The organism is Mycobacterium sp. SMC-17, assembly GCF_045310915.1.
In the GTDB taxonomy this organism is placed as follows: domain Bacteria; phylum Actinomycetota; class Actinomycetes; order Mycobacteriales; family Mycobacteriaceae; genus Mycobacterium.
Genome location: NZ_JBJIAK010000007.1, coordinates 80874 through 99383 on the forward strand (window position 1 = coordinate 80874; position 18510 = coordinate 99383).

Consider the following 18510-nt stretch of genomic DNA (forward strand, 5'->3'; position numbering starts at 1 on the left):
TGCGCAGCCTGCGCTGGTGCCTGTGCGGGTTCAGGCGCCAAACGGATGACGCGGCCTGGACCAGTGCATGCGCACGTGCTGACCGGGCCGGATCTGCCCCACTTTGTCGATGTCGTGGTCGGCGACGACACCGATCACCGGGTACCCGCCGGTGACCGGATGGTCGGGGCCGAGGATCACCGGTAAACCGTTGGGCGGCACCTGAATTGCGCCCCGTGTCGCGCCCTCGCTGGGCAGCTGGCGGTCCGGCCAGCGGTGCTGCAGGGGCCGGCCGTTCAGCCGCATGCCGACGCGGTCGCTGCGATCGGTGACGATCCACTCCGTGTGCACCAGGGCGTCGGGGTCGACGAACCAGTCATCACGCGGGCCGGGCACCACCAGCAGCTCCAGCAGGTCCTCGGCGATGGCCGCCACGGGCGCCTGATCCAGCTCCGGGAACTCCGCGGTGTGCGCACCGATGGTCAGCATGTCGCCGACCTGCAGCGGCCGCGGGCCGATCGCGGACATCACGTCGTAGCTGCGGGAGCCGAGCACCGGGTCGACGACGAAGCCGCCGCGGACCGCGACGTAACTGCGCAGACCGGTGTGGGGCGCACCCAGGGAGATCACCTCGCCGTCGTGCGCGTAGTGGATGCTGTTGGTGCCGAACGGGATTCCGTTCGCGGAGGGATCGGCGTCGGCGCCGGTGACGGCCACCGCCACGCCCTCTTTCCCGCCGCCATGGACCCGGGCAGAAAAGCCACCGAACGTCACCTCGATGGTGGCGCGGTCGTTGGGGTTGGCCACCAGCCGGTTGGCCAGCGTGTGTGAGCGGCGATCGGCCGCGCCCGAGCGGCTGACGCCCATGTGGGCCAGGCCGGGCCGGCCCAGGTCCTCGACGAGCGCGAGCGGGCCGGTCTTGAGGATTTCGAGTGTTGCGGTCATGGTCGCGCTCCTAACCGATTGCCCGGAACTGCACGTGCATGCCCGGAATCAGCAACGCCGGCTGCTCCCGTTCGAGGTCCCACAACGTGGCGTCGGTACGGCCGATCAACTGCCAGCCGCCCGGGGTCTCGCGCGGGTAGACGCCGCCGAACTCACCGGCGAGGGCCACCGAGCCCGCCGGCACGCGCGTGCGCGGCTCGCTGCGGCGCGGCACCTGGAGTCGCTCGTCGCCACCGACCAGATAGGCGAAGCCCGGCGTGAAACCGCCGAATGCGACGCGCCACAGCGACCCGGTATGGGCGGCGATCACCTCGTCGGAGGTCAGCCCGGTCAGCTTGGCGACCTCGTCGAGATCGGTGCCGTCGTACACGACGTCGATGGTCACGTCGGCCTGCTGCGGGGCGCTGGCCTCGGTGTTGTCGATTTCGCCGAGGCGGAGCTTGGACAGCCGCTGTGCGGTGGGAATCTGATATCGCGGTGCGGCGAGCTTGATCAGGATGGTCCGCGACGCCGGCACGATGTCGAGCACGCCGGGCAAACCCGCCGTGCGCAGCGTGTCGGTCCACGCCAGGACCTCGGCGGTGCTGTTGAATTCCAGGAGCAGCGCCTGGTCGCCATAGTCGCGGACGGTGCCGAGCATCGTCATGTCAACTTTGTCCACTGTGACGGTCATCACTCCAACCTACCCGCGAGTAGCCGGTAATTAACGCGTCCTTACGCACTCGCCAGAAGAGCCTTAACAACCGCTCAGACAGCAAATTCGTACGTTGGTTCGTGCCGCTTGATGTAGCTGATCACCCGGTACGTCACCGGCAGGAAGATCACCTCGACGGCGGTCTTGTACAGCCAGCCCTGGCCGGTGTAGACGACGAAGTCGTGGAGGGTGCTGATGCCGATGGCGTTGGCGGCGATGGCGCAGAACACCAGCGTGTCACCGAGCTGCCCGGCGAACGTCGAGCCGACCAGGCGAGCCCACAGGTGCTTCTCCTTGGTGCGTTCCTTGATGGCCACCACGACCCACGCATTGATCGTCTGCCCGACGATGAAGCCGGCGAGCCCGGCGATGATCAGCTGCGTGTAGGAGTGCACGACGTTCTCGAAGTGCGCCTGGTTCGGGTAGAAGTCCGCGGCCGGCAGGTAGATCGTCGCCCAGAAGGTCAGGGCGGCAAGGATATTCATGGCGAAGCCGAGATAGATCGCCCGCCGCGCGGCCTTGAAGCCGTACACCTCGGACAGCACGTCACCGATGATGTAGGTGAGCGGAAAGACGATGAAGCCGCCGTCGGTGATGATCGGCCCGAAGGCCACGCCCTTGGTGGCGGTGACGTTCGAAATGATCACCAGGGCCGTGAACACCGCGATCAGGATCGGATAGTAGGCCGATCCGACCTGCGCGAAGCGGGCGTGCTGGTCGGGGCGCTCGGCGACGGTCACGTCGAACATCTTGGCAGGCAGAGCTGCGAGTGCAACCTCAGGCCAGCGCGGCGGTCAGCAGGGGTGGCAGCTGATCGGCCACGGCGGGGTAGGACAGCACCGAGGCGAATGTGATGGCCGCGGACAAATCCTTGTTGGGGAAGACGATCCGGTTGGACTTGGCCTGGCTCAGTTGTGCGATGGTCGGGTCGGCCAGCACCGCGGGCCGCTGTTCGTCGGCGTCGAGCGTCCAGATCAGCACGTCGGCGTCGCGGAACGCCGTGGCGATCTGGTCGCGGGGCACGAAGGCGTGTTGCCCCTTGGTGAACGAGTCGAGTCCGCCCGGCAGGGCGATGCCCATCTCGGTGAGGAAGTCGGTGCGCCAGCCCGCCGGTGTGATCTCGACGCCGTCCGCAGTCGGAAGACCGTTGACGATCAACATCTTTCGGCCACCGAGCCGCGGGTTGGCCTGCCCTGCGCCGGCGAACTTCGCATCGACGCCGTCGATGAGTCGCTTCATGTCGTCGGCCTTGAAGACGGCCTGCCCGATGACGGTGGCCTGTTCTTTCCAGGGCTCGAAGAAGGCGTCCTGGCCGGACTGGGCGATCGTCGGGGCGACCGCCGAGAGCTTCTTGTAGGTGTCGGCGTCCAGTCCCGCGTTGGTGGCGATGATGAGGTCGGGCTTCAGCGCGGAGATCTTGTCCACCTGGATGCCGTCGTTGAGGTTCAGGACGACCGGCTGGGCCGGGCCGAGCGCGGGCTGCGCCCACGGCCACACGGCGAATGGCTGATTCCCGAACCACTCGGTCACCGCGATCGGGACGACGCCGACGGCCAGCAGGTCGTCCTGCCCGGTGAGGCCCGCGCACACGACACTCTTCGGCGGCGCCGGAATGCGGGTGGATCCGAACGCGTGATTGATCGTCACCGACCCGTCGCCGGCGACGGTGCCCGAGGCCGGCGGCTTGGAGCATGCGGCGACCATCGCGGCACCGGCCGCACCGACGGCCAGTGCCAGGAAATTACGGCGCGAGCGGTTCGGGTACACGTCGTGAGTCTTGCATCTGCCTCGCGGAATGGCTCTGCTAACACGCGAACGCACCCGGGGCGGCTGGTGTGTGACGCGCCAGGATGCCGTTACCGACCGAATTCCCGGGATGGTTTGCCGACAACGTAAATATCGATGGCGGGGAAGCTGCGTGCCGATGGGGAAGGGTAAACATACCCTAGGTATGTACCTTATTGGACTATTAGCTGGGCGCGCGTGTGCCGTGGCCCGCCAAACTTTCGGTGGCCAGGTGCTTTCGCGGGCGGGTATCCCAAAAATGGCAGTTAAATGCCGATATGTAACACACGTTTCCCCTGGGGCAGGTGGTCCAGTCGTTACCCGTGGTTTGGCGCATTGGGTTAGCGAGAACCGCGCAATGTCAGTCGTTTGACGTATCGTCGGGCCGCCTGTGGCCATGCTCTAATGGGAACGGACGTCGTTCTTCGGCGGACAAGAGGAATTTGCTGGGAGGCTGCTATGACGATCGATTCGAGCGGGCTGCGCGGCTCGCGGCGACATAGTCGGGCCGAGGTGCGTCAGGGGCTCGGTTCGAAGCGACCGGAGCGCGTCGTCACCCGGCATCTCCCCGAATTGCTCATCGGAATGCGGTGGTTGTTCGACACGGCCCAACCGGACGGCGCGATGGTGAGCGCGGGCGGTCAGATCGTGCGTTCCGGCCGGCGGACGTTGCGGTTCCGGCCGGTCGACTGGCAGGGCCACGCCGTGATCGAGATCGTCGGCCCGGCCGCCGCCGGCGACCCCTCGCCGCGCGCCGAGTTGGAGGCGTACGTCCAGGCTCTCGACGACATGGGTGAAGACGTGGTGGCCAGCTGGATCGGGCGCCGCGGCCAGGTGCGCAGCATCGCTTTGGCCCGTCCCGTGCATCCGACGCTTCGTGCCGCGGTCGACCGTTATGTGGCCGGCTGCGCCGAGCATCCCGGTCAGCAGTGCGCGTGTGGCCGCAGGGCCCGTGACTGCAGCGTGTCGCTGCGCGCGGTGGAGCGGGCGGTGGGCCGTCATCAGGTGGAGTTCGACGCCCTCGCCGGGCCGTGGCCCGATGCGCTGGACCCGTCGGGAGAGCTCGGTCTGGTCGCCGCCGGAATGGTGCCGCAGGTCGCCGAACAAAAAGTGGCCGGAAGCGCCGTCTGACCGTTTCGCCGGTATTACGGCCATAGGTCGTTAAAGCTTCATTTCCCGTTCGGTTATCGCAATGCCCGAACAATCTTTATTATTCCGTTACGGACACTGCGGGGGCGGTGCCCGGCATTAATTGACGGAAGCGTCTTATATGGCGGCGGGAGGTGTCGTTGCGATGACTGCGCGCGTGATCACCGGTCAGTTGTTGGCGGCTCTGGCGGTGGCTGCGTCAGGCCTTTCTGCCCCCGCATCGGCTGACGTCGGAACGGGCCAGATGGCGGCCTGCGCCGAACGCGGCAACCCGCTCGACTGCGTGCCGACGAATGCCGCCGCCAACGCAGCGGAGCTCGCCTATCTCACCGAGCTGCACGGCCGCATGCAGAGCAGCGATGCCGATCTGCTCAAAACCGGGCGCCTGACCTGCAATATGTTCGTGTACGCCGGTCAGCCGACCGGCGACGCCGTCAACGACATCTCCAAGTCCCTGAAGGTGAACAAGGCCTCCGCGACTTTCGTGATGGATATGGCGATGGTGCATCTGTGCCCCGGTTTGAACATCGGCGCCGACGGAGTGCCGCGCCCTCGCTATTGAGATGGCAGTGAATTCACGCCGAACCGGCGCGAAATCGATGTAGGTAAGCGGGCCAGTCCCAGGTATTCAGGAATTCGTTTGCGGCGGAGTAGCCGTTGTCATATAGCCGCTTCCGGTCGGCCTGGGAAATGTCGAAATTCAGGTATCCGATGCCGGCGGCGTCGACCACTATCGTGCGCGCCGCGACGGATGGCTGCCGGAGATAAGTCTGGTCGTGACCGAGCAATGCGGTGTTGATGAGGTTCTCCAGGAGATGCGGGGCTCCGGGCAGATCGATCACCGGTGCCAGACCCGGGCTCGGGTCGCCGTCACCCTGGGCCGGTCGCTGTGCCGTCACAGTGATGCCGAAGCTGGGCCAGCGCGGGACCTTGCCGTCGGTGCGATCCAGCGAGTACATCGGGAAGTTCGACAGCAGCCCGCCGTCGATCAGCGTCGAGGTCGTCCCCGCGGCGCTCGTGATCGTCACCGGCCGGAAGAAGAACGGGATGGCCATGGACGCGCTGACAGCGTCCGCGACGGACTGTTCGTCGGGGTCGAGGCCGTACATCCGGCGGTAGTCCCACGGTAGCCGGACCAGCGTGCCGCGGGTGATGTCGGCGACCGTGACGACCAGGCGGTAGCGCTGCTCCGGCGGCAGCTCGCGGTCGTCGAGCGCCAGATCGCCGAAGGTCCGTACGCCCAGATTGCGCAGCTCGCCGTCGACCCAGTCGTGAATGGCGTCGCCGCGGTACATCCCCTGGCCACGGAAAGCCGTCCAGTACTTGCCGAGCACCGGGATTCGGCTGGTGCCAACGGGATCCAGAAATTTGCGATAGGGCAGGGACATCGCCAGTTCCCGGAGTTGGGCACCGGTGAGTTGGCACCCGGCCGGCTGACGACGGTTCGCGGCGGCGATGACGGCGCCCACGAGGGAGCCGGCCGACGTCCCGGACACCCGGCCGACGCGGTAGCCCGCGTCGCCCAGAGCGACGACGGCCCCGACCAAACCGATTGCCTTGACGCCGCCACCCGACAGCACCAGATCGGCGGTCTTGACCGGGACCGCAGGGGAGTCGTCGGGCCTGTGCGCCATCGGTGACGATGCTAGGTGAACGCCCGCGGTTAGCCTTGGACGGCAACGGATTGTGACGGCGGAGCGGGCGCTCGTGGCGGTGTGGCGGGCGTTACTCGGCCACTCAGCCGATTCTTAGGCGCAGACTAAGCCGCCCTCAGTACCCGTCCCTAATGTTGCTGGCACAACGAGGGATTCACCGGAGAGGGGGTGGCGAATGGAGCATCGGTACTGTGACCGCATGTTGGCGGCACGCGCGTTTGTATTGGCAATGTCCACGATTCTTCTCGTCCCCACCGCGGTGGCATCCGCAGACGACGATGCGCCCCCGCCCGGGCCACCGCCGGTCTCGTTCACGATGACCTCCGGGGCACCGATTCGGGACGGCGCCACCTACGGCGTCGGCACGGTGATCGTCGCGCACTTCGCCGCTCCGGTCGATGAGGCCGCCGCCGCGCGGGATCTGGTGGTGACCGCGAACCCGCCGGTTGCCGGGTCGTGGCACTGGGTGAACAACACCACCGCGCACTGGCGCCCGCCGCAGTACTGGGCGCCGGGCACCGTGGTGTCGGTGGCCGGGGGCCCGACGTTCAACATCGGCGCGTCCCACGTGTCGATCGCCGATGACAAGACCAAGAAGGTCACCGTCTACGACGGCGGCGCACTGGTGAAGACCATGCCGACCTCGATGGGGCGCGGCGGCACCGAAACCGTCAACGGCAAGACGCTGAGTTTCTGGACCCAGCCGGGGGTTTACACCGTGCTCGACAAGAGCAATCCGGTGGTCATGGATTCGTCGACGTACGGCCTGCCGATCAACAACCACCTCGGGTACAAGGAGACCATCCCGTACGCCGTGCGCGTCAGCACCGATGGTGTGTACCTGCATCAGCTCGACGCGACGGTGTGGGCTCAGGGCAACACCAACACCAGTCACGGTTGTCTGAACCTGAACCACGACAACGCGCAGTGGTTCTACAACTTCTCCGTACCCGGCGACGTGGTCGAGGTGCGGAACACCGGCGGCAAGCCTTTGGAGCTGTGGCAGAACGGCGACTGGAGTGTGCCGTGGGACCAGTGGTGATAACGATGCGATCAAAGTTGAATCTCGGTCGCGTCGTTGTGACGCACGCCACAACGCATTAGGTACACTGGTCAGTGTCACGGCAAAAGGCCTAGTCACGACCGGTACTTAGCCGATAAAATTAGATAGCTGGAAATATCAGTTTGAGGTCAGGAGTGGTCGTGGGAGCAGTAGCGCATTTGCCGAACCAGTTCGAGTCGGCACAGCCGGCGGCGGACGCATCGTTGATGGATCTGCTGTCGACGTGTTCGGGCATCATCGAGTCGACCTTCGCCGACCGCATCCGCGAACTCGGTGGCACGGAAGCCGAAATCCACCAGCTGTCGGGTTCGGCGGCCTACGCGGTGTTCGCGTGGTCCACGGGCCGCGGCTTCGGCGCCTGATTCCGTAGCCCGGCAGCGCCGCGGTGCTGCCAGGGCCCGGCCGGCCCGCCATTCCAACCCCTACTCACGCTTGTGCCCGTCTCCGAGCGACAACCTCGTCGCGCGGAGGCGGGCATTTTGCGTGCCAGGGGTACGTGCGCTGCTCCCGTACCGGCCGGCTTCGCGAATGTGTGCGTGAGTTCAATCGTGACGGCGATCTGACGCCGCGATCGAACCCAGGGACCGTCGGCGGCCGGAGAATGTCCCTGGCTGCAGTCGGGATGGCCGTCGGTGCCTCGTGACTGAAACGACGTATCTCGCAATTGGGGAGTTCTCTACAGAACAAAAACGCCGCGCTGAGAGGCGATCTCAGCGCGGCGCTTTTCGGTACGACGGGTCAGACGGTCGCGTCGACCTTCTCGGCGGGGGTCGGCCACGGCACCGGCTTCGGCCGCTGACGCACGATCTGCGGCCACCAGAACCACTTGCCCATGAGGGCGGCGATCGACGGCATCATGAACGACCGGACGACCAGGGTGTCGAACAGCAGGCCCAGGCCGATCGTGGTGCCCACCTGGCCGATGATGCGCAGCTCGCTGATGATCATCGACGACATGGTGAAGGCGAAGACCAGGCCGGCGTTGGTGACCACCGAGCCGGTGCTGCCCATCGCGCGGATGATGCCGGTGTTGAGGCCGGCCTGAATCTCTTCCTTGAAACGGGCGACCAGCAGCAGGTTGTAGTCCGCGCCGACGGCCAACAGGATGATCACCGACATCGGGATCACCATCCAGTGCAGCGGTAGCCCGATGAGGTACTGCCAGATGAGGATCGACATACCCAGCGACGCGCCGAGCGAGATCGCCACCGTCGCCACGATCACCGCCGCCGCCACCACCGCCCGGGTGATGAGCAGCATGATGACGAAAATCAGTGCGAGAGCGGAGATTCCGGCGATCATCAGGTCGTAGTCGGAACCCTCGGCCATGTCACGGAAGGTCGCCGCGCTACCGGCCAGGTAGATCTTCGAGCCCTCCAGGGGAGTGCCCTTGATCGCCTCCTTGGCGGCCAGCTTGATGGCATCGATGTGCGAGATGCCTTCGGGCGTAAGCGGATTGCCCTCGTGCTGCACGATGAACCGCACCGACTTGCCGTCCGGCGAGATGAAGTTCTTCATGCCGCGCTTGAAGTCGGCGCTGTCGAAGGCCTCCGGCGGCAGGTAGAACGAGTCGTCGTTCTTCGACTTGTCGAAGGCCTCACCCATGGCGCTGGAGTTCTTCTGGCCCTCGGCCTGCTGATCCAGCTGCCCCTTCTGGGTGGCGTACATCATCTGCATGTACTTCTTCATGTTCTTCATGGTCTCGATCTGCGGAGGCATGACCGTGACCATCTGCTTCGTCAGCGCGGACATCTTGTCCATGTCCGGAATGACGGACTGGAAGTCATCCGTCATGGTGTCGATGCCGTCGAGGGTGTCGAACACCGACCGCATGGACCAGCAGACCGGGATGTCGTAGCAGTGCGGTTCCCAGTAGAGGTAGTTGCGGATCGGCCGGAAGAAGTCGTCGAAATCGGAGATGTGGTTGCGCAGATCTTCGATGTCGTACAACATGCCGTGCATCTTGCCGACCATGCTGTCCATGACGGTCGACATCTGGACCGTGATGCCCTGCATCTTGGTCATGGTGTCGATGCTCACCTGGATGTCACCGATCTGCTTCTGCATATCGTTCATCATGTCCTGCTGGTACTTCTGGTTCATGACCTGCGTGGTGCTCTGCATGCCCAGCTGGAACGGGATGGTCGAGTGCTCGATCGGCGTGCCCTCGGGCCGTGTGATGGCCTGCACCTGAGCGATACCGGGAACGGCCACAATGGCTTTCGCGATCTTGTTGATCACGAGGAAGTCCGCCGGGTTGCGCAGGTCGTGGTCGGTCTGGACCAGCAGTAGGTCGGGATTCATGCGGGCCGGGGAGAAGTGCCGGGTGGCGGCCGCATAACCCTCGTTGGACGTGAGGTCCGCGGGCATGTACTGGCGGTCGTCGTAGCTCGTCTTGTAGCCGGGGATCGCCACCAGGCCGACCAGCGCCACCGCGATGGTGGCGACGAGGATCGGGCCCGGCCAGCGGGTGATCGCCGCACCGATCTTGCGCCAGCCCCGCACCCGCATCGCGCGCTTGGGTTCGAGCGTCTTGCCCCACTTGGTGACCACGGTGATGAGGGCCGGGCCGAGTGACAGCGCGGCGAACACCACGGTGACCATGCCGATGGCCAGGGGGATGCCCAGCGTCTGGAAGTACGGCAGTCGAGTGAAGTGCAGGCAGTACGTCGCGCCGGCGATCGTCAGACCCGAACCGAGAATGACGTGCGCGGTGCCGTGATACATGTCGTAGTAGGCGTCCTCTTTGGACATGCCCGCGGTGCGCGCTTCCTGATACCGGCCGATCAGGAAGATGGCGTAGTCGGTCGCCGCCGCGATGGCCAGCATCGGCAGCAGGTTGGTGGCGAACGTCGAGAGGCCGATGATCTTGTAGTAGCCGAGCACGGCCACCAGGCCGCGCGCCGCCCCCACCAGCACCATGACGATGAACAGCTCGATCAGCACCGTGATGATCGACCGGTACACCAGCAGCAGCATGATGATGATGACCGCGAACGAGACGGCCTCCATGATCTTCAGGCTGCGGTCACCGGCGACGTTCATGTCGGACGCCTGGGCGGCCGCACCGGTGACGTAGCTCTTGACGCCCGGCGGCGCGGGGACGCTCTTGAGGATCTTGTCGACGGTCTCGACGGACTCGTTGGCGAGCGATTCGCCCTGATTACCGCGCAGGTAGACCTGCACGTAGGCGGACTTGCCGTCGGCGCTCTGCGAGCCCGACGCGGTCAGCGGGTCGCTCCAGAAATCCTGGACGTGCTCGACGTGCGCGGTGTCGGCCTGGAGCTTGGCGACGATCTGGTCGTAGTACGCGTGGGCGGCGGCGTCCAGCGGCTGCTCGCCCTCGAGCACCACCATGGCCGAGCTGTCGGAGTCGAATTCCTTGAAGTCGGAACCGATCTGCTTCATGGCGATCATCGACGGCGCGTCGTGCGGCGACATGGAGACCGAGCGCATCTTGCCGACCTCGTCGAGCGGCGGGACGATCGTGCTCAGCACCACGACGATGCCGATCCAGGCCAGGATGACCGGGACGGCGAGCGTGCGGATGACCCGCGGGATCAGCGGCCGGTGCGGTGCCTGCCCGGCCTTGGGAAACGAGTCGGTCGGGGTATCGAGGCTGTGGTTGCTCATGCGGATTTCACCAGGCAGAAGGTCTGGGCGTGCACGCCCGTGGAGGTGCGGGTGTCTTTGAGTTCGTCGTCGACGTGGACGGTGCAGGTGATGGAGTCACCGTCGCCCTGGGCGACGATGTTCGGCGACGCTGCCGGTGCGGTGGTGGACAGGGTGAGCTTCCAGGGCAGGGGCGCGTGGTCGATGCGCTGGGGCTTGGCGTCCAGGTCGAGGTAGTTGATGTCGGCGTAGCTGCCGGTGCCGGTGATCTCGTAGGTGACGACCTTGGGTTTGAACGGTTTGGCATCGTCGGCGAAGTTGCGTGGGGTGACGATGACGGGGTTCTGGCCGAAGTAGGTGCGTACGCGCTGCACGGTGAAGCCGGCGACGAGGGCCACGGCGAGGATGAGCAACGGGATCCACGCCTTCTTGAGCGCATTGCCGATCACGCTGCGATCTCCTTGGTCACGCTGACCTCCCCGTCCTTGTTGCTCGACATGCCTTGGCGGACCGTGTGAGCTGGGGCGTTGCGCACCGCTTGTGCGGCACCTCCAGCTGTGTCACATTTCAATCTGCCGATCGGCAGACTCAGCGTATCCACCACGGTAAACTTAGACAAGTTAAGCGAATCAATTGATGCAGGTCGGTGCCCACATCGGGGTTTCCCGTGTGACGCAGGTGACGTCGCCGCAACAGCGGTGACCGCCGCTACACGACGACCGGTTCGGGTCGGCGTTGAACAGGGAGCGAGGATTGGCCAAATCGGTGGGGCCACGCGGATCGGCGCGGGCACGGGTGATCGAAGCCGCCCTGGCGTTGTTTGCGGACCACGGCGTGAACGGCACATCGTTGCAGATGATCGCCGATCACCTCGGGGTCAGCAAGGCTTCCGTGTACTACCAGTTCCACTCGAAGGACGACATCGTGCTTGCCGTGATCCGGCCGGTATTCGCCGAACTCGATCAACTGGCCACGGCGATCGAGGCCGCGGAGAGCGCGGCGGCACGGCAGGAAGCCGCGATCACGGGTTTCGTCGAGCTCGCGGTCCGGCACCGGCGCGTGACGGCCGTCTTCTATCGCGACCCGGCCATCGACACCCTGGTCAAAACCCACGAGGAGTGCAGCGCCATCAACCAGCGCCTGCGCAAGGTGCTGGGCATGGACAGCGCGGATACCGAGACCCGGGTGACCATGTCGCTGGTCACCTCGGGCGTCTACGGCAGTGCGATGGATCCCGACTTGCAGGACATCCCCGACGACGAACTCCACCGCATCTTGTTGCAGTCCGCGCGGCGGCTGCTTGCGGTGGAGGAGCGGGACGCTATTCGGCGATGAAGACCGGGATCAGCCGGTCGGTCTTGGTCTGGTACTCGGCGTAGGGCGGGTAGGCCTCGACGGCCCGGTCCCACCATTCCTGCCGTTCCTCACCCTCGAGCTCACGTGTCGTCAGCTCGTAGACCTTGTCGCCGTCCTGCGCGGTGATCTGCGGGTGGGCCTTGACGTTGTGGTACCACGACGGGTGCTCGGGGGCGCCGCCCTTGGATGCCACGAGGGCGTAGCGGCCGTTGTGCTCGACGCGCATCAACGGCACGAGACGCTTCTTGCCGGACTTGGCTCCGGTGGTGGTGAACAGGACCACCGGCCGATCGAGGATCTGCACACCATCGGTGGTGCCCTGCGCGAGAATCTGTTCGGTCTGCTTGCGCACCCAGTCGGTGGGGCTCAGTTCATGTTCGGTCACGTCGATTCCCAACGGATTGAGGAAGCCGGGTTATTCCGGTCACGACCGATTCTTCCCGGTCGGCGGGCATCGGGGGAGTCCTCGGCGGAAATCCCGTGGGCGCCCGCGAAAGTCGCCGCGTCCGGAGACCTGGGCCAGGACCTAGTTGACGAATCGCTGGGCGCGAGCGGGTGCCGACGAGGTGGCGCGCGCCTGCCGGTAGCCGACCAACCCGCCAGCGGCGGTGAGCGTGATGATGCCGGCGAACCCCGGGACGGCGACCGCCGCCACCTCACTGAGGCCGGCGGCCCGCAGGTAGTCCGGATAACCCGGCCGGAAGTCCTTCGACGCGACGAGGTGCGACTCGGCGGCGAAGACGCTCCGGGGCTGGACCGGCGGGACCGGCTTGTCGGTGGTGCCCGGAGCGCCCGGCGAGATGTCGCGTGGCAACGAATCAGTGCTTGCGGCAAAGGTTTTCGGCAGCTGGGACGAGCTCTGCGGGAAGGACCGGCTGTCCGGTGGCAACTGGATGGCGGGCATGCCCGGCGTGTATTGCAGGAACGGCAGGTTGGACGCGGCCGTCGCCAACTCGCGGACGGTGGTCTCGATGGGGTTGATCAGGGCGTCGGCGAAGACGGGTAGTGCCGCGAGACCCGGAATCGGGACCGCGTCGACGACCGTCGGGATGGTGGTCTTGACGAGGTCGAGTGCGGTCAACGGAACCTGGGCCGCGGCCAGCGGCAGCTGCGCCAGCGGGGGCTTGGACTCGGTCGCGGGGCCGGTGTCCTGGCTGTTCTTCGTCGGTTCCGGAGTCAGAGCCGCCGACGGCTGCGGTGCCCCGGTGTTTGCCGGCGCCGGCGCGGAGAACGTCGACGAGCCGCCGGGGGTGAGCAGCGGAGCGTTCTGACCGGGCTTGGGCTTGACGCCCGGCACGAGGCCCGTCAGCGGTGCACCGCCGATGACGCTGGTCGGGTGCTGGATGATGCGGGTGAACTGGCCGACCATGCCGCCCAAGGTGGTTTGCAGGTTCGGTGACGAGCTGCCGCCGGTCGTGGAGCCGGTGGTGGTCGACGATCCCGTGGTCGTGGAGCCGGTAGTGGTGCTGCCACCGGTCGTCGACGAGGTGTCCGAGCCGGTGGTGGTGCCGCCGGTGGTCGTGCCCGTCGTGGTGCCTGTGGTGCCCGTGGTGCCGCCGGTGGTCGAGCCGCCCGAGGTCCCTGTGCTGGAGCTGCCGCTGTCGGTGTCGGCCAATGCCACGACGGCTGCGGGGCCCAGCGCCAGCAAACCCGCTGTTACGAGGCTGGAGGCGGCGAGCAGCCGCGCGTGGGGCATCACGCGGAGATCACCTCCCCTTTTCTGACCAAAGTGCAGTATGTCACACGCGTCTGACCATTACCTATGAACAAAGTAAGGCCTACTCCGGCGTCAATTGATGCGGGGTTTTCTCGACGTCCGACGGCGGGTCGAGTTGGTGATGACAGGGCTCGAAACGGCCGATCTTCGGCCAGGTATTGACGCCACATTCAATTTGTGTCAAAAGGTGCAAATGGGGCGAATGTGACTACTGGTGTTATTGAGTTGAAGCTCCCGTAAGAAAAGGAGACAGAATTTCAGCCCGGTCTCAGAGATCAAGGTAGCGAAACGCATAGGGTTCGAACGGTTATCGGTCCGTGTTGTTTTTGTGACTTTTGTAGCCCACCGTTACCGAAGTGAAACCAGTGCCCAGTGTGGCGCCGAGCACTCAGGAACAGGGAGCGTGCTGATGACCGCAACTACTGAAGTGACGTACCGCAGACGACCGGTGGCCGCCCGCCCGGGCCGGCCGAAGACCGGAAGGACCCAGGTCGGCTCGGTGGATGTCATCGCGACGTCCGCCGCGGTGCTGCGACCTGTCGTGGTGGCCGGCGCCATCGTGGCCGCCGCCCTCATGTGGGGACCGCGCGCGCAGGCCGACGTCGTCCATGACGCGCTCAATGATGTCGGCATCGGCAACAACGGACCCGTCAGCAACGCGATCGCCGAGGTGGGTGCCTCGATCTGCCCGCTGCTGGTGCAGCCGGGTAGTCAGATGGCCAGCACGGCAACCCAGATGAGCGGCAACGGCGGCATCGCCCCGCCGCTGGCCGGGTTCGCCACGCAGGTCGCGATCCAGACTCAGTGCCCCGCATTCATGACGGCGCTCGCCAACGGCAACATCCCGGCCCTGATGAACGGCGGCCTGCCGGTGACGCCGCCGGGGCTGCCCTCTGTGCCGTCGGTCGGCCTGCCGAACCTGTCGGGCGCGACGGCTGCGGTTCCGGGCACGCTGGGCGCGGCGACGACCCCGGTGTCGAGCGTCGTGGGCGCGGCGACGGCCCCGCTGCCGGGCACCTTGGGGGCCGCGACGGCACCACTGCCGGGCACGCTGGGCGCTGTTACGGCACCCCTGCCGGGCACGCTGGGGGCCGCGACGGCTCCGGTCTCCGGTGCGCTCGGTGCGGCGACCGCCCCGGTGGCTTCGGCGCCGGGCCTCACCGCCCCGGCGGTAACGGTGCCCACACCGGGTCTGCTGGCTCCCGCGACGCAGGCGCCGCTGCAGCTGGCGTCCTCGCCGGTCGTTCCGGCGATACCCGGCTACTGATTCTGATCCCGCCTACGGGAACGCATTGAGGGCTGTGGCTTCGAAAAGCCACAGCCCTCAATGTTGTTGCGCTAGTTGTCAGCTGTCGTGGCTGCTGCTGCTGCTCGACGCGTGCGACGCGCTGCCGCCCTCGGGGGCGCGGTGCTTGCCGCCGGTCGAACCCGCGGGAACGGAGACCGAACCGCTCGCGCCCTCGGGAGCGCTGTGCTTGCCGCCCTTCGCGGACTTGTCGGTCTTCTTGGACTTGCCCGAGGTGGCCTTCGCGGACTTGTCGTCGGTCGACTTGTCGGCGCCCTTGGTCTCGGTGTCCTTGGCGCCCGAGTCCTTGGCATCGGTGGTCTTGGTCTCGGTGCCCTTGGTGTCGGTCGACTTGGTGTCGGCGCCCTTGGTCTCGGCCTTCTCGTCGGTCTTGCCGGCGGTCTTGCTGGTGTCCTTGGCGTCCGTCTGGCTGTCCGTGGGGGCGCCGGCGGTTTCCGTCGTCTTACCGGTGTCGGTGCCCGTGGGCGTCGTGCCCGGTGTGCCGGATTCGGGCGACGTCGCACCGGTGGCCTTCGGCGTCTCCGCCTCGGCGGCGGCGGGCTTGGCCGTCAGCGACAGCGTCTGGGTGGTCGGCAGCGTCGTGGTCGAGGCCAGCGTCTTCAGCGACGTGGTGGCGGCCAACGGCGTTGCGGCCAACGGGAATCCGGACAGGATGGCGCCCGGCAGCGCCTGCAGTCCGGCGATGAGGGCACCCGGCAAGGCGCTGATCCCCTTGATGATGGTGGCCGGCAGCGTGCTGAGGTTCTGCAACGCGGCGATCGCGGTGTTGATCGCGGTGGTGATGAGCACCGGGATCTTCGCGGTCGTGCCGTTGAAGAAGGTGGCGTTGATCGCGTTGATGCCCTTGATGATGGCGTTCGGCGCCGCGATCAGGGTGTTGACGATCGGCAGGAGCGTCTGGTTGTAGATCGCCTTGTTGATGGTGTTCAGGCCGGTGATGATCGCGTTCGGGCCCTGGATCAACTGCGCGACGAACGGCCCGACGGTCTGGTTGTAGATCGCGGCGTTGAGCGTGTTGATGGCCTTGATGAACTCATTCGGGCCGGCGATGAGGTTGTTCAGGAACGTCTGGTATGCCGTGAACGGCAGCGAGATCAGCTGGAGCAGATCGGCCGGGAAGGCGGTCAGGTAGTACTTCTCCGCGTAGGTGGACACGTGGGACACGGTGGCCACAGCGGAATGTGCCGCCTGCAGGGAGTGCGGCGCGGGCAACGGTGCCGCGGCTCCTACCGAGGCGACGACGCACACCGAGCACATTCCGGCAACGAGAGACGAAGGCAGTGCGTTGTGCCGAACAGCGATTTGCATGATGGACCCCGGATTCAGTGAGGCAGAGCGGAATTAGGCGGTCTGAAAGTAGCGGAAAGACGGAGGTGCCTCTAGCCGAGCAAAAACCCCCATCGGCCGCCTGACCAGGCAATACGTGCACTATTTCCCTGCCCGGGTAAATAAATCAAGCTGAAGTTTTCCAAGAATTCATCCAGGCCCGGCCGCTGTGACGGCCACATCATTTGCCGGCGGTGCGGTGTGGGCGCTCGCCGAACCGGTCACGGTGTGATGTGGTGGTGACGATGTCCGACTTCAGATTCCGTGCCGGGGGGCTGGCTGCCGCGACGCTGACGGGTGCGGTGTTGGCGCTGGCCGGAAGCCCGTTGGTGGTGGCCGAGCCCGCGACGGACGCCCAGGGGTTCCTCGACTCGACGGCGCGCTGCCCGACGGGCGATACCGCGGTCGCGTTCGGCAGTACCGCATCGTCACGGGTCGCCGTCTGCAGGAGCGCCGGCGGAGAGTACCAATATCGCGGCGTCCGGATCAGCGACGGCGCGAAGCTGATCGTCGCCGCGAGCGCGGACGGCCGCGGCGGCTACACCGCGACGAGCGATGGCATCACCTATACCGTCAGCGCGAAATCACTTGATATCAGCGCGGGTTCGCAGTCCATCCGGTCCGAGCCCATGACCTTTTTCCGCAGCGGCGGGCCCCTGCCCGGAGCCGCGGCCGCCACGCCTGCGCCGGCTGCGCCACCGGTGGGTGCGCCGCCCACACCGGTCACCGGAGCTCCCGCGCCCGTACCGACCACGCCGTTGCCGCCGCCGTTGCCGGCGGAGGTCGGCGGTTCCCGCGCGGGCGGGCACTGACAGCAGGCCTCAGGCCGTCCGGGTGTCCCCGGGCTTGGCGGGGTGAATACCGCAGCTGCACGCGCTGATCGATGGACAGGTGCACTGCATGCCCCATTCGACGACCGCGCGCGCGAGGTGCAGTTCGGCGATCTTGGCGTCGATCTCGGCAAGCTTGGTCTCCGCGAGCGCGCGGCTGGCCGGGCGCCCGGGCGCGTCGTCGGCGAACAGCAGCTGGATCTCATCGAGAGAGAACCCCGCCGTCTTGCACACCCGGATGACGTTGAGGCGATCGATGACGGTGTCGTCGTAGCGGCGCTGCCCCCCGGCGCGTGCCGGCGCCGGGATGAGGCCGATCTGTTCGTAGTAGCGCAGCGTCGTCGCGGCGACGTCGGTGCGCGCCGACACTTCGCCGATGGTGAACGTGGCCATGACACTCCTGGTTCGGCCTTGACTTGAAGCCAACTCTAAGTCGTTGACTGTCCGTATGGCTACCAACACACAGCGATCAGACATCAGTGAATTGGGCAGGACCCGCTACGCAATGCTCCGGAGCTATCGGCGCGACGGCGAGCCGGTCGATACGCCGATCTGGTTCGCCGTCGAGCAGGATTCGATCGTGTTCCGGACCAAGCGCGGTCCGAAAACCGCACGGCTGCGCGCACATCCGCAAGTCGAACTGACGGCGTGCGACTACCGCGGCCGAAAGCGCAGCGGCGCAACCGTATTCACCGGCACGGCGACGATCCTCGAGGATGGGGCCGCGGCCGAGGCCAACCGGGTGTTGCACCGGCGCTACGGGTGGCAGTGGAATCTGGTGCCGCTGATCAGGATTCCGGGAGTGACCCAGGTGCACGCCGGGCTGCCGTGGCGGGAAAAGTGGCAGAAGGCGCGGAACCGCGGTGTCTGGGACGACAGCGCGATCGTGCGCATCGACTTCAGCGCCTGACGTTCGATCCTGTGCCCAGACAGGAATCAAGACTGACAAAAAGCACGGTGCCGACACCAGATTGGTGTCGGCACCGTGTTGGAGGTCGAAGCGGTCAGAAGGCCGGCGTCGCCATCTGCGTCTTACGACGGTGGTGGAGCAGGGCACTCAGCCAGCGGAGATCGATCAACATGTTCAGTTCCT

The 18510-nt window shown here is 66.2% G+C and carries 18 protein-coding genes and 1 pseudogene; 8 read left to right on the forward strand and 11 right to left on the reverse strand.

The window, feature by feature from the left end:
• Positions 1 to 30: 30 nt before the first annotated feature.
• The 4 genes from ACJH7A_RS07145 to ACJH7A_RS07160 all read right to left on the reverse strand — a co-directional run bounded on the left by ACJH7A_RS07145 (position 31) and on the right by ACJH7A_RS07160 (position 3385).
• The gene (locus ACJH7A_RS07145; RefSeq protein WP_133425859.1) at positions 31 to 924 is read right to left on the reverse strand and encodes a 5-oxoprolinase/urea amidolyase family protein; all 894 of its coding nucleotides are present in this window, start codon (positions 922 to 924) and stop codon (positions 31 to 33) included.
• A 10-nt stretch (positions 925 to 934) separates the two neighbouring features.
• Complete coding sequence (locus tag ACJH7A_RS07150; RefSeq protein ID WP_212808010.1) at positions 935 to 1597, reverse strand: allophanate hydrolase subunit 1; 663 nt, start codon at positions 1595 to 1597, stop codon at positions 935 to 937.
• Between the two features lie 74 nt (positions 1598 to 1671).
• Positions 1672 to 2367, reverse strand: coding sequence for a queuosine precursor transporter (locus ACJH7A_RS07155; protein ID WP_133425861.1), 696 nt, complete (start codon positions 2365 to 2367; stop codon positions 1672 to 1674).
• A gap of 28 nt (positions 2368 to 2395) precedes the next feature.
• Entirely contained in the window at positions 2396 to 3385 is a 990-nt protein-coding gene (locus ACJH7A_RS07160; RefSeq protein WP_212808011.1) for an ABC transporter substrate-binding protein, read from the reverse strand.
• A gap of 477 nt (positions 3386 to 3862) precedes the next feature.
• On the opposite strand from ACJH7A_RS07160, the gene ACJH7A_RS07165 reads away from it, so the two are divergent.
• Both ACJH7A_RS07165 and ACJH7A_RS07170 read left to right on the forward strand, forming a co-directional pair.
• Positions 3863 to 4534, forward strand: coding sequence for a hypothetical protein (locus ACJH7A_RS07165; RefSeq protein WP_133425863.1), 672 nt, complete (start codon positions 3863 to 3865; stop codon positions 4532 to 4534).
• A 163-nt stretch (positions 4535 to 4697) separates the two neighbouring features.
• Entirely contained in the window at positions 4698 to 5114 is a 417-nt protein-coding gene (locus ACJH7A_RS07170) for a DUF732 domain-containing protein (protein WP_212808012.1), read from the forward strand.
• A 13-nt stretch (positions 5115 to 5127) separates the two neighbouring features.
• Here the strand turns inward: ACJH7A_RS07170 and ACJH7A_RS07175 are convergent, their stop codons facing one another.
• On the reverse strand, positions 5128 to 6186 hold the full coding sequence (locus ACJH7A_RS07175) for a patatin-like phospholipase family protein (protein ID WP_406801662.1): 1059 nt from the start codon (positions 6184 to 6186) through the stop codon (positions 5128 to 5130).
• Positions 6187 to 6493: 307 nt separating this feature from the next.
• On the opposite strand from ACJH7A_RS07175, the pseudogene ACJH7A_RS07180 reads away from it, so the two are divergent.
• Together ACJH7A_RS07180 and ACJH7A_RS07185 are read left to right on the forward strand one after the other, a co-directional pair.
• Positions 6494 to 7249: pseudogene (locus tag ACJH7A_RS07180) on the forward strand (L,D-transpeptidase); the annotation flags it as partial.
• A gap of 161 nt (positions 7250 to 7410) precedes the next feature.
• Positions 7411 to 7632, forward strand: coding sequence for a hypothetical protein (locus ACJH7A_RS07185; RefSeq protein ID WP_131810278.1), 222 nt, complete (start codon positions 7411 to 7413; stop codon positions 7630 to 7632).
• Between the two features lie 376 nt (positions 7633 to 8008).
• Here the strand turns inward: ACJH7A_RS07185 and ACJH7A_RS07190 are convergent, their stop codons facing one another.
• Positions 8009 to 10903: an RND family transporter gene (locus tag ACJH7A_RS07190; protein ID WP_133425867.1), complete on the reverse strand. Its 2895-nt coding sequence runs from the start codon at positions 10901 to 10903 to the stop codon at positions 8009 to 8011.
• Complete coding sequence (locus tag ACJH7A_RS07195) at positions 10900 to 11331, reverse strand: MmpS family transport accessory protein (protein WP_133425868.1); 432 nt, start codon at positions 11329 to 11331, stop codon at positions 10900 to 10902. Before ACJH7A_RS07195 ends, ACJH7A_RS07190 begins: the two co-directional genes overlap by 4 nt.
• Before the next feature lie 304 nt (positions 11332 to 11635).
• Here ACJH7A_RS07195 and ACJH7A_RS07200 point away from each other — a divergent pair, with 304 nt between their 5' ends.
• A complete protein-coding gene (locus ACJH7A_RS07200) occupies positions 11636 to 12217 on the forward strand; it encodes a TetR/AcrR family transcriptional regulator (RefSeq protein ID WP_166427985.1) in 582 nt (193 codons plus the stop codon).
• Here ACJH7A_RS07200 and ACJH7A_RS07205 read toward each other — a convergent pair.
• Complete coding sequence (locus tag ACJH7A_RS07205; RefSeq protein WP_133425869.1) at positions 12204 to 12623, reverse strand: nitroreductase family deazaflavin-dependent oxidoreductase; 420 nt, start codon at positions 12621 to 12623, stop codon at positions 12204 to 12206. The two genes, ACJH7A_RS07200 and ACJH7A_RS07205, sit on opposite strands and share 14 nt — an antisense overlap.
• 141 nt (positions 12624 to 12764) lie before the next feature.
• Positions 12765 to 13937 (reverse strand): hypothetical protein, encoded by a 1173-nt coding sequence (locus ACJH7A_RS07210; protein WP_212808014.1) that lies wholly within the window; start codon positions 13935 to 13937, stop codon positions 12765 to 12767.
• 427 nt (positions 13938 to 14364) lie between these two features.
• Here ACJH7A_RS07210 and ACJH7A_RS07215 point away from each other — a divergent pair, with 427 nt between their 5' ends.
• Positions 14365 to 15222, forward strand: coding sequence for a DUF732 domain-containing protein (locus ACJH7A_RS07215; RefSeq protein WP_212808015.1), 858 nt, complete (start codon positions 14365 to 14367; stop codon positions 15220 to 15222).
• 78 nt (positions 15223 to 15300) lie between these two features.
• On the opposite strand, the gene ACJH7A_RS07220 is transcribed toward ACJH7A_RS07215, so the two are convergent.
• On the reverse strand, positions 15301 to 16416 hold the full coding sequence (locus ACJH7A_RS07220; RefSeq protein ID WP_212808016.1) for a hypothetical protein: 1116 nt from the start codon (positions 16414 to 16416) through the stop codon (positions 15301 to 15303).
• Positions 16417 to 16832: 416 nt separating this feature from the next.
• On the opposite strand from ACJH7A_RS07220, the gene ACJH7A_RS07225 reads away from it, so the two are divergent.
• The gene (locus tag ACJH7A_RS07225; RefSeq protein WP_244872705.1) at positions 16833 to 17399 is read left to right on the forward strand and encodes a hypothetical protein; all 567 of its coding nucleotides are present in this window, start codon (positions 16833 to 16835) and stop codon (positions 17397 to 17399) included.
• A gap of 9 nt (positions 17400 to 17408) precedes the next feature.
• On the opposite strand, the gene ACJH7A_RS07230 is transcribed toward ACJH7A_RS07225, so the two are convergent.
• Positions 17409 to 17810 (reverse strand): MerR family transcriptional regulator, encoded by a 402-nt coding sequence (locus tag ACJH7A_RS07230; protein WP_133425877.1) that lies wholly within the window; start codon positions 17808 to 17810, stop codon positions 17409 to 17411.
• 55 nt (positions 17811 to 17865) lie between these two features.
• On the opposite strand from ACJH7A_RS07230, the gene ACJH7A_RS07235 reads away from it, so the two are divergent.
• Positions 17866 to 18327, forward strand: coding sequence for a PPOX class F420-dependent oxidoreductase (locus ACJH7A_RS07235; protein WP_212808018.1), 462 nt, complete (start codon positions 17866 to 17868; stop codon positions 18325 to 18327).
• The last annotated feature ends 183 nt before the right edge of the window (positions 18328 to 18510 follow it).